Source organism: Psychrobacter immobilis, assembly GCF_904846175.1.
Classification (GTDB): Bacteria; Pseudomonadota; Gammaproteobacteria; order Pseudomonadales; family Moraxellaceae; genus Psychrobacter; species Psychrobacter immobilis_E.
Window position 1 is genome coordinate 62,288 of the sequence record NZ_CAJGZM010000012.1, and the last position, 11,966, is coordinate 74,253.

Genomic DNA, 11,966 nt, shown 5'->3' on the forward strand with positions numbered 1-11,966 from the left:
ACAAAGATTGTAACACCTCAAATCGTTCTATAAACCGTTTTAAAAACTAAGTAGCGCAGTAAGTCAGTAGGGTAGTCTTAATAACGAGTGCTTATTTATGTACTGGTTATTATTGTTCACCGTTTGCTTGCTGATAGCTAATTTATTAATGATTAATTTATTGCTAGTGAGACCCTATAATGACTCAAGCTATTCGCTCAAACAGAACTATAAATGCTAAGACTATCAAAACGACGGCCATGCATATCGCCGTCATCGCTGTGATGGCAACCGCAGTGGTTGGGTGTAATCGAGGTATCAAGCCAGTCGTCAATGATCCTGTAAAATTGGTGCAAATTGCGCAGCCAATTAGTGTATTGCAGCCGGTTTTTAGTACTGATGTTGGTAGCAAAAAAGCCAGTAGTAAAGATCCGCTTGACCTGCAAGTGGGCTATGCCAACTCGCAAATCGTAACTGCATCGCGCGGCGGTGATTTAACGGGTTTTGATAGTGCCGGTCAACGTGTATGGTCAGTGAATGTTGGCGGCCAAATCACTGGCGGCGTTACTTTAGATGCTTTGAGCCAAACCGCTATTATCAGTACCCGTAGCGGTCTGGTGATGGCATTTGATAGTGCGACTGGTGCTAAACGTTGGCAGCAGCAATTAACCGGTTCAGTGTTAACACCGGCTTTAATCAGCAATAACCGGGTGATTTTATCGGCTAACGATGGCTTCTTGCATGGTTTATCATTACAGAATGGTCAGTCGGTTTGGCAATTCGCCACCCAAGTACCGGCTATCAGTGTGCGCGGTACGGCAGCACCAACATTGCTAGATGCTAAAACAGCATTATTAGCCACGGCTGATGGCCGTTTACATGCTATCACTGTCGATAATGGTTTACCGCAGTGGTCACGCCGTGTTGGTGTCGGTGCGGGCAGTAGTGAAGTTGAGCGCATGAGCGATGTCGACGGTATTCCTATCGTTGATAACAATCAGTTATTTGCCATCAGCTATAGCGGCCAATTGCTAGGTATTAACTTAGCCTCTCGTGAAGTGTTGTTTGTCAATGAGCTTGCCAGTCTAAAATCACTGGCGGTAAACAGTCAGCAAGTCATTGCAACGAGCTTAGATGGCAAAGTGGTTGCCTATAATCGCAGTAATGGCGAAGTGTTGTGGGAAAGCGAAGAGTTGGCTTATCGTCACCTAACCAACCCTGTAATGATTGGTAACTATATTGCCGTTGGTGATTTTGATGGTGTGGTGCATTTATTTGACCCTGCTAGCGGCAAAATCGTCAGCCGTGTACAGACCAAAGGCGCATTGAGTAGTTTGCAAGTACAAGGTAGCCGCTTACTAACCCAAAGCACCTCAGGGCAAGTTGCTATCTGGCAATTGGCGCGCTAAATTTTTATGAGCTTAGGCTTATTTAATTGTACTGATTAAATAAGCCTGCTTATAATGACATGAGTACTAGTTACATCAATACAAAACGCTGCTTAGTCAGCGTTTCGTGCCTTTTGTAAATTGCTTGTTTAAGCGGTCGCTTTCGCGTACTCTATGCGACCGCTATATAGTAGGCGTTATTGCTGCGTTATTCATATATAATAGCGCTATCTATATAGTCGATCCATTTTAGAATTTATATCTGTAGCAAGTTGCTATTAATATCTTGATATTATTTCGCACTGACTATATTCGTTATTATCTGATTTCTATCGTTTAGTTTCTATTATTTAAATTCGCGGTCAAGTGCAGCTATTCATCTTTATGATAAGAGTCAGCGACCTGTCCGCCATTGTGCCCTTCACTGAGAGTAACCCATGAGTATCAAGCCTGTGGTCGCCTTAATTGGTCGTCCAAACGTCGGTAAATCAACCTTATTTAACCAGTTCACTAAAAGTCGGCAGGCATTGGTTGCTGATTTGTCAGGGCTGACTCGTGATCGTCAATACGGTGATGCAACCTATGAAGACAAATCTTTCATCGTTGTAGACACCGGTGGTATTGGTGAAGCGGATGATGGTAGCGGAAATATCGATGATTATATGTCGGAGCAGTCGCATACTGCCATTCATGAAGCCGATATTATCGTCTTTGTGGTCGACGCGCGTGCCGGTATGATTGGTGCCGATGCTGAGATTGGCAAGTTCTTACATACCCTTGGTAAGCCTGTGTATGTCGTCGCGAATAAAGTCGATGGTGCACATGATGCCGCGCCTGCAGAGTTTTATGCATTAGGCTTGGGCGAGCCGTATCCGATGGCAGCCAGTCATGGTCGCGGTGTTGGTAACTTGTTAGAAGTTCTGACCGCTGATATGCCAACGCAAGAAAACGTCGTCGAGCCAAAAGGCTTAAAGCTGGCGATTATCGGCCGTCCAAACGTTGGCAAATCAACGCTGGTCAACCGCCTATTGGGTGAAGACCGTGTGGTGGTATTTGATATGCCGGGTACCACGCGTGACAGTATTTATATTCCTTATACGCGCGAGGGTAGAGACTATGTCTTGATTGACACTGCGGGTGTCCGTCGCCGTGGCAGAATCGATGAAAAGGTAGAGAAATTCTCAGTTATTAAAACCTTGCAAGCAATCGACGATTCTAACGTCACGGTTATTGTGATTGATGCGCAAGAAGGTATCGTCGATCAAGATTTACATATGATTGGTTATGCGCTTGATGCTGGTCGTGCCTTGGTAGTCGCCATCAATAAATGGGATGGTCTCACTGCAGATCAAAAGAACTATATCAAGATTGAGATGGATCGCCGTTTCAACTTTATCTCTTATGTAAAAGTTCACCAAATCTCAGCATTACATGGTACCGGAGTGGGTAATTTATATCCTTCTATCTTGCGTGCTTATCAGTCGTCGATGTTTGAGGTTTCAACCAACCGTTTGACGCAGATTTTACAAGATGCTGTTGCTGCCAATCCGCCACCAACAGTTGCTGGTCGCCGTATTAAGCTACGTTTTGCGCATATTGGTGGTCATAATCCGCCAGTGATTGTGATTCATGGTAACCAAACGTCTTCGCTACCGAAGAGCTATCAGCGCTATCTTGAAAACCAATTCCGTCAAGTGTTTAAGCTTGAGGGTACGCCGCTAAATGTTATCTTTAAACAAAACGATAATCCATATGCCAATAAAAGCGACACACCAACCAAAGCAAAAGCGCAGCAGCTACGCCAACGTGAACGCAATCGTGCGCAGAAATTTACCACCAAAGATAAGCCGAGATTTACCAATAAAGATAAAAAGCGTTAATTTTACGAGATAGTGACCGTCTTTATATTTTTTAGCAAATAAAGACCATTTTATTTTATCTTTACTATTTTTCTATCCTTGCTTTTCTGTAATATAATTTGCCATGATGACTATACCAGTTGTCATGGCATTTTTTAATTTAACACATTCTTAAGTTACATTAAAATGTCGCATTGCGCTTATTACCCCTATAATATGCTTATACTATAATCACATGTTGTCTTAACTCAGTTGAGTGATATGAACAACCGCCCAACAAAAACCCTTCCCATGCTTATTTGGCAATCTATCATGCAGACCATGATTTTGGCTGTATTGGCAGGTTTTCTATTGTCTTTTGTTTATGGTTTGGTGCAACATTATAAAGAAGTGCGTCAGCATACTCAGCAATTGGCGAACTTACTAACCATTAGTGCGGCGAGCGCAGATGGCGACGAAGTAGTTGCTGAGCAAGTACGGTTTTTGTTAGAAAATGAGCAGAATATTGAAAGTATTTTGTTTTATTCAACCTCGCAGCCTATTGTCGATAGAAATTTATCTAGAGATGATTGGATGAATGCGCTATTTGCTAATAGCGTTAGTTTTAATTATCCAGTCATTGGATATTATACTAATGGCAATAGCACGCTATCTATGGCTAGTGATAATGCCAAATTTAAAACCAACACCAACCAGCAGACAGCTAGCGCTCTGCCAGATGTTACGCTTCAAGAAACCCCGCCAAGTGAGTTAAGTACGGATAATGCTTTAGTAGGCTATATCAATATTACCTTAGATGTGACGGCACTGCGCGCAAACTGGCTGCAACGCAATCTATGGTTATGGGTGATGACGACAGTATTGGCAATCATTTGGGCGTTGTTTATTTTGCGCAAATTGAATTGGCCTTCCAGAGATATTGCGGCGCTGAATGAAGTCTGTGACATTGTTATTAAAAACCCTGAGCTTGAGCAATTACCAGTGATTCCGCAGCGCTTTAAGTTTCAAGAGTTGGTGCAAATTAAGCATGCGTTTACGACTTTATTCAATCGCCTGCAACAATCGAAACAAGATTATGAAGCGCTCGCGGTTTTCGAGCAGCAATTGCATCAAAAAGATGTATCGCTCGATGTGCAGCTGCATAACTTTCAAAGCATGATTACCCATGAGTTAAAAACCTCACTTAATGCTATCGTTGGCGGCCTACAACTGCTAGATGATGAACACCTTAATGATGAACAAAAAGATGCGATCGATATTGTTCGTAATGGTAGTGATAAATTAGTTTTAGCTTTGAATCAAATCATTCAGCTTAACCAGATTCAAAAAGGGCAGGTTAGCCTACAAAAAATTGAGTTTAATCCACTACAATTAATTGCTGACCTGTTGGCAGAATTTGAGCCTATTGCCAGTCAAAAAGGTTTGGCACTGGTTAGCCATATCCATCATATTGATTATAGCCTTGAAGGCGATGCAGAAAAAATTCAGCAAATATTATCGATATTGCTGAGCAATGCGATTAAGTTTAACCCAGTCGGGCAAGTGAGCCTTACTTCGCAATTGACCCATTTCGATAATAGTAATCGCTGGCAGATTCGGATAAAAGATACAGGGATCGGTATTGATAGCGGTTTTATAGACGATATTTTTAATCCATTTTTTCAAGTAGATTCATCACAAACTCGTCAGTATGAAGGCACGGGTATTGGTTTGCCTGTCGTTAAGCAAATGGCGCAGTTAATGGGGGCTAGTATTGATGTTGATAGTACGCTTGGCGTAGGGACTGAGTTTGTTATTACCATTCCGCTGTCCACTCAACGTCAATCGCGCCAGCAGCATCTGCTGACGGGGCTCGTTATCGTCTATTACTACTATCAAGATAGTGGTGCTTTGGTGGATGAATTACAGCGTTTGGGCGCGCACGTCATCTGCTATCAACATGAGCAGCTGATTATTGATGAGATGACGCATAGAAAAGTTGATATGGTGATGTTTGCTGAAGATATATTCCCAGACAAGGCTGAAGCATTAGCAAGACGTATACGTGCCTCTGAGACCGACTATCGGGCTTTATTGGTATTCTGGTATCCACAGCAGCGAGCCCGATACTTAGATAGCTTTGAGCATGGATTAAAAGCAGCTGGGGTGGATTACTGTCAAGTAGCCACCTATGAAGATAAAGCGCTTAGCAATTTATTAAAGAGCTGGCTTGCTTGGTCTTAATTATGACCGTAGATATGAATGCATTGCTAAACATGTATTTATAAGTATGCATAAATAAAAAAGACGCCTTCTGATGGGCGTCTTTTTTTATAATAAAATTGCTAATAACTGCTATGTAATGACAAATGATTCTTGAAGTGAATTATTGAATCAATTACTTAAAATAAGTTTTGTGCCCAGCGTGTAAAACGTTGCCAAATACGGCTCATAAAGCCTGATTGTTCGATATCGCTAGTGGCGACGATAGGCACAGAGGCAACTGCTTTACCATCAATAACGGCCATCATTTTGCCAATTTCTTGACCTTTTTTGATAGGCGCTTCTAAGCTTTCAGGAATATCAACCACGGTGGTGATTTTATTCTTTTGCGTTTTATCGGTCAGGATTTGTAAGCTATCACCAGTTGCAAGCTCTACTTCTTTTGCTTCGCCAAACCATACGGGTACTTTACTGACAAACTGCCCAGCAGGTGCTTTAGTAACGGTAGTGAAATGACCAAAACCCCAGTTGAGTAACTCACGTGATTGATCGGCACGGGCTTGCTGGCTTTCTGTACCCATAATGACAGAAATCAGGCGCATATCTTCGCGCTTACTTGAGGCTGCTAGGCAATAGCCTGCTGCATCAGTATGACCCGTTTTTAAGCCATCAACAGTAGGGTCAGTCGCTAACAGAGCGTTACGATTACCTTGGGTAATACCGTTATAAGTGAACTCTTTTTCCGAATAAAGACCGTAATAGTCGCCACTGTTTTTGATAATGGCGCGTGACAGCTTCGCTAAATCTAACGCTGATGCTTGGTGACCTTCGTCTGGCATACCGGTAGAGTTAACAAAATGGGTGTTTTCCATCCCAAGCTTTTCAGCCTGCTCATTCATCAAGATAGCAAACGAGGCTTCGCTACCCGCGATATGTTCAGCCATCGCTTTTGAGGCATCGTTGCCTGATTGAATGATGATACCGCGTAGCATATCGATGACACTGGCGGTTTTATTGACCGGTACATACATACAAGACTGACTGCTACTGCCGCGGCACCATGCACTTGGGCTCATTAAAACTTGTTCGTCTTCTTTGAGGTCACCTGATGCTAAGCGCTGCTCGATGATATAACTGGTCATCATCTTGGTCAAAGACGCTGGTGGTAGTGCTTGATTGGCATTTTTCTGTGCCAATATTTCACCAGTATTATAGTCCATTAATACATAAGCCGTATTTTCCATCACAGGTGGCTGTATGGCTGCGCTCGCCATCACTGCACTCATAGAAACACTGACACCAACTACCAGCTGTACTAGCTGTTTTTTTACACGCTTTACTGTCATAGATTGTTACACCGCATCATAAAACCAAATGTATCTACCGCTCATTTCTCGTACTAAATCTCACGCCTAATCTGTTGTAGCATATTTTAAAGATGACTCTAAAACTAAGATTTAAAACAGATTTTTCATAAGAATCGCGATAACCAAGCGATGGACATAAAATTAACGCCTTATCTTAGCAAAATGCCGACCGATGGGGAATCGATAAATACAATAAAATAGAGCGCGCCCAAAAACAATAAATCGTTATGATAAAACATCGCTATATAGCAGGCTAAAAGAGAGCTTAATCACAGTTTATATTTCGATAAATGAATACTTTTTTAACTGCCACAAAAAAGCCTGCTGTCCCATCTACGCTAAGCAGACCAGATGACAGCAAGCTTCATGTTTTCTATGAGCTTAATGTTTAAGCTTATAGTTTATTAATTGGTTAGTTTTGTTCATTATTCTAAAAACAACAGCTTAAACATGATACTAGCAGTGATTTTATTTTGATTATTATAGATGACTAATATTGTTCATGTTATATACTGCTGATTTTTACTTATACCAATACTTTTTAAAAGGAATTTTTAAGAGGGCTATTTAAGAGGTTTTTTGACCATAGCCTTTAAAATTAACTTTTAAGAATATTCTGCATTGGCCAAATCTTCACATAGAGCTTTATTATCTTGTTTTGAGAAGCCCATGGTCCAACTGCGAATACCTTGCAATATCTGGCGATAATCTTGCTGAGTAGATAAATATTGAATCGCCGCTTTCGGGTCTTCTAACGATGGCATCAATTCATGAAGCTGGACGTTATAAGATTTATAAAAGCGCTGTTTTTGTTTGCCAGTTAACATCGGTGGACATATCTCTGACAGCACTTGCATTACCGCAATCTCATGCTTAGTGATGTTGACACCAGATAAATCCAGCGGAATCGTCGTTGCCGAATTAGAGGCGGCATTAGTCGCTTGAGACAGCATAGCAACAGACGTTATCAGTCCTGCCAGACCTACTTTTGAGGCGGTCTTCGCTACCACAGAAGCTATAGATAATATCGATTGATTATTCATTCAGTATCACACTCGCTTGTCTTTGTTTGATGGTGCTATGTTAATGGGTAAAAAAATAAAAGTCACATAAAATATTGATTTAAGTGTAGATATATTGTGAGCTAAACCACGTTTACAGAAACATAGCAGTATTATAGAGTGCTAAGTTACCTCAGCATAAAAGTATAAGCTGATAATGTTGTACCTTGTTGCCTACTGTAACCTCAGCCCAGTATTTTTACGCTAAAAATTGCTGATTATCGGTGACAAAAAGCTGCTAATAAAACTGACTGTGGAGCAAATCAGAGCGAAGTACTGGGTTCGTCTCTGTATAGTATTAGGGTATAATCGCCCAAAATATTATATGGCCTAGCGGTGATTTTTGTGCCGATAACTGGTACTAACGGTTTTTATCTATGTTTTTTTATCTGCAATACGGCGCTAATTTTTCGCCTTTGATATTAACGTGTGGCTACTGCTTATGTTTTACTTATAGCAATTGCATCTTTAATAATAAAACCCTTATGCAGAATGTGGATTATAGCAACTTTACGACAAAAAAGTGAATAAGTAGACAGACGGTCATTAATAACCGTATTAAGTAGAATTGAGTAAAAATGAAAATTTTAATAAGTAATGACGATGGGGTGCATGCTCCAGGATTATTGGCACTTTATCAGGCATTGTCTACTATCGCAGAAGTGGTGGTAGTTGCGCCAAGCAATGAGCAAAGCGGCTGCGCAAGCTCTCTAAGTATCTCAACGCCGTTATATACCCATGAGCTGGAGTCTGGGTTTATTGCAGTTAATGGCTCGCCGGCTGATTGCGTGTATTTGGCGTTACATGAACTCTATTGTCATACCGATTTTGACTGTGTGATTACCGGTATTAATTCAGGCGCCAATCTCGGTCAGGACGTTTTATTTTCTGGCACATTTGGCGCGGCACTAACTGCGCAGCTTTTTGGCTTACCAGCAATTGCTACCTCTTTAGTGGGCGGTGGAACAAAAGGCACAGGTCAAGCACAAGCCAGTCATTATCAAATGGCGGCAAATGAGATGGTCAAATTATTGACCAAAACTCCGATATTAGATGCTTGCAAAAATTTGCCCTATCATGTATTAAACGTTAATATTCCTAATGTTGATAGCGGCGCTGCGATTAAAGGTCGAAAAATAACGGCGTTAAGTCACAGTCAGATTGCACGTCCTGTGCATCATGTGGTCGACCCACGTGGCCGCGATGCTTATTGGTTATCGCTACGCAAACGTCAACGTACATTATCAAGTGAACCATCAACAGAAAATGAAAACGCTCAATCATCGGCAATAGAAATGATGGATGACCAAGCGGTGGCAGCAGGGTATATTAGTCTATCGCCTGTACGTCTGCATCATACGCCAACCGAAACCCTTGATACACTCTCAGCGTTGGTGCTATAACTTGATTGGTTCATCCATGGTGATATTTGTCAGTGCTTAAAATCGCTAATAAACCCTTTATTATCCAATGATTAAACATGGTATCTAAGACATTAAACGTTATAACTGTTAGCAAAATGCTTGTGAGTAACACAAGGAGTTTGTGAGCAACATAAAGAATAGGAAATCTTGTATGAAGAAGCTTATTGCTGGATCGCGCTTGGCAACAGTGGCCTTGATGGGTACGTTGACAGTAGCCACATTGACGATGGTCGGCTGTGCCACCAAGCCTACTTATCAAGCAGGTACCCAAGCTGGACCTAAAATTATTACTAACGGACAAGGTGTTCCCAATTATCATCGTGTACAGCGCGGTGATACGGTCAGCCAAATCGCGGCGCGCTATCGTTTGAACTATCGCCAAATCGGCGCACTAAATGGCTTAGATAGTAAATATACGATTTATAGCGGTCAATGGCTCAAATTATGGCAAGGCGAGCCAGTACGCGCCGCCAATAACAACAGTTATAACGCCTCTACACCAACGCAAGCGCAGCCAACCTATACGCCGCCTGTAAGCAATACGCCTAATTATTCTCAAAATCCTGTTTATGAAGTGACGGCTAATGCCACCTCAGGTTATGAATATCCGAGTCGCAACCAAGTGATCCGCAACTTTGATGCCGCTGCCGGTAACATGGGCATGTTGTTTGCTGGCAGCATGGGCGATCCGGTGCTTGCTAGTCAATCAGGAACTGTGCTTTATTCAGGTAATGGCCTGCCAGAGTATGGCAACCTGATTATGATACGTCATAGCGATAACTATATTACTGCCTATGCGCATAACAGTGCCTTGCTGGTCAAAGAAGGTGACGCGGTGCAGCGCGGTCAGCGTATTGCAAATATGGGTAGTAGCGGTCAGACCAATCAAGTAGGCTTGGAGTTTCAAGTGCGCTTAAATGGCAATCCTATCGACCCGCGGGCGGTACTGGGTCGTTAAAAAAAGCTCATTAAAAAAAGACAGTAAAAAGACATTAATAAAGGCGTTAAAAAGGACGTTAACTCTGTGGCAGCTTTTATAATAATTTAGCTATGTTAATTAGTATTATTAAAGCTGCGCCTATCAAGCTACTTTACTTATTCATACTTGAGATATCTTATGTTATTAAAAAAACAATATATGGCTTTGTTTCCCGCCTTAGTCATGGTTGGCTGTACCAGCCAGCAGGCGATGCAAAAGCCGAGTACACCTGTACGCCAAGGTAATGTACAAATTACTCAGACCCAAACCATCCAGGTGAAGCCAGTACCAGTCGTTAAACCCGTACCTGTTGCCAAGCCAAGCTATAACAGTTTTTCTGATTGGAAATCTGATTTTTCCATGCGCGCCATTGCCTCGGGTCACGATGCCTCGACGGTGCGTCGTTTACTTGATACGGCATATTTAAACCAACAAGTTATTTCGCTTGATTCAGGGCAGCCAGAATTTTCTAAAATGCCTTGGGAATATGTGGATTCTGCCGTATCAGATGGCCGCGTTAGTACAGGTAAGCGTAAATTTGCCGAGCAACGGGCGTTTTTATCACAATTACAATCGCAGTATGGCGTTAATGCAGAAATCGTCGCCGCGATTTGGGGTATGGAATCCTCATACGGTGTCGTAACGGGCAATAGTAGTATACCAAGCTCGCTTGCCAGCCTTGCTTATGATGGTCGTCGCCAAGAGTTTGCTGAAACCCAGTTATTATCATTAGCAACGTTATTACAGCGCGGTGATGTTTCGTGGTCACAGCTCGATGGTTCTTGGGCAGGCGGCATGGGTCAGACGCAGTTTATCCCTGATACTTGGCTTAAGCATGGCGTTGATGGCGATGGTAATGGTCACCGCAACCCATGGTCGACGGGTGATGCTTTGGCGTCTACTGCTAATTACCTAAGCAATTCAGGTTGGGTTCGTGGTCTTGCACCGTTTTATGAAGCAACTATTCCATCATCATTTGATTATTCGCTGGTCGGTACCAAGCAGCCTGCGGCTAGATGGGCGTCTATGGGTGTTGATACCATCGCTGATGTGTCCTTGGATGGTAATACTCAAATGGAGCTGTGGCTGCCAGCGGGTAAAGACGGTCCAGTCTTGCTGCTTAGCCCAAACTTTGATGTTATCAAGGTGTATAACAACTCATCAAGCTATGCGTTAGGTGTTAGCTTATTGGGTAAAGCGCTCGCCGGTCAGAGCGGATTACAGAAGTCATGGCCGCGCTACGAGCGTCCATTATCGACGGCGCAAGTCCGTAATTTACAGCAGCGTTTGACCAGCTCGGGTTATGATACAAAGGGCGCTGACGGTATCGTCGGCACCAACACTCGACTGGCATTCCAACGCTGGCAAGCAGATAATGGTCAAACGCCAGATGGTTTTATCACTCAGCGTAGTGCGTCTTCATTGGCTGGATGGTGAGACAGATTAAAGTCGCTGTTTTTAGATAATCGCTATTTTCAACGATGGTTCTTGGAATGATTATTTGAAATCGAGCAAATACCTTGGATTCAACATCGAAGTGCAACGCACCCGAAGCTAGATTTTACCTCAAGCGGTGTTCTAAACCCTAGCACCTTTCTAGGTCGATTATTTAAACTGTCTTCAATCGACTGAACTAAGTGCCTGCATAGGTTATCTAGACGCATCGCCTGCATAGGTTATCTAGACGCATCGACTTAGGTAGCTGCA

8 protein-coding genes are annotated in these 11,966 nt (G+C 42.6%); 6 read left to right on the top strand and 2 right to left on the bottom strand.

The features are described from left to right. The first annotated feature begins 179 nt into the window (after positions 1-179). The 3 genes from bamB (at position 180) to JMW39_RS13345 (ending at position 5,449) form a co-directional block, all read left to right on the top strand. Positions 180-1,388, top strand: coding sequence for an outer membrane protein assembly factor BamB (gene bamB / locus JMW39_RS12120; RefSeq protein ID WP_201546839.1), 1,209 nt, complete (start codon positions 180-182; stop codon positions 1,386-1,388). Between the two features lie 416 nt (positions 1,389-1,804). Beyond that, positions 1,805-3,247, top strand: coding sequence for a ribosome biogenesis GTPase Der (der, locus tag JMW39_RS12125; RefSeq protein WP_201546843.1), 1,443 nt, complete (start codon positions 1,805-1,807; stop codon positions 3,245-3,247). A gap of 240 nt (positions 3,248-3,487) precedes the next feature. Further along, complete coding sequence (locus tag JMW39_RS13345) at positions 3,488-5,449, top strand: sensor histidine kinase (RefSeq protein ID WP_201546844.1); 1,962 nt, start codon at positions 3,488-3,490, stop codon at positions 5,447-5,449. Between the two features lie 158 nt (positions 5,450-5,607). Here JMW39_RS13345 and JMW39_RS12135 read toward each other — a convergent pair whose 3' ends face one another. Both JMW39_RS12135 and JMW39_RS12140 read right to left on the bottom strand, forming a co-directional pair. Continuing rightward, positions 5,608-6,774, bottom strand: coding sequence for a D-alanyl-D-alanine carboxypeptidase family protein (locus JMW39_RS12135; RefSeq protein ID WP_201546845.1), 1,167 nt, complete (start codon positions 6,772-6,774; stop codon positions 5,608-5,610). 626 nt (positions 6,775-7,400) lie between these two features. Next, a complete protein-coding gene (locus tag JMW39_RS12140) occupies positions 7,401-7,838 on the bottom strand; it encodes an MCR_0457 family protein (protein ID WP_201546846.1) in 438 nt (145 codons plus the stop codon). Positions 7,839-8,434: 596 nt separating this feature from the next. On the opposite strand from JMW39_RS12140, the gene surE reads away from it, so the two are divergent. The 3 genes from surE to JMW39_RS12155 all read left to right on the top strand — a co-directional run bounded on the left by surE (position 8,435) and on the right by JMW39_RS12155 (position 11,696). Further along, a complete protein-coding gene (gene surE / locus JMW39_RS12145) occupies positions 8,435-9,259 on the top strand; it encodes a 5'/3'-nucleotidase SurE (RefSeq protein WP_201546847.1) in 825 nt (274 codons plus the stop codon). A 172-nt stretch (positions 9,260-9,431) separates the two neighbouring features. Then, the gene (locus JMW39_RS12150) at positions 9,432-10,238 is read left to right on the top strand and encodes a peptidoglycan DD-metalloendopeptidase family protein (RefSeq protein ID WP_201546848.1); all 807 of its coding nucleotides are present in this window, start codon (positions 9,432-9,434) and stop codon (positions 10,236-10,238) included. A gap of 159 nt (positions 10,239-10,397) precedes the next feature. Then, positions 10,398-11,696, top strand: a complete 1,299-nt coding sequence (locus JMW39_RS12155; RefSeq protein WP_201546849.1) for a lytic murein transglycosylase — start codon at positions 10,398-10,400, stop codon at positions 11,694-11,696. Positions 11,697-11,966: the final 270 nt, after the last annotated feature.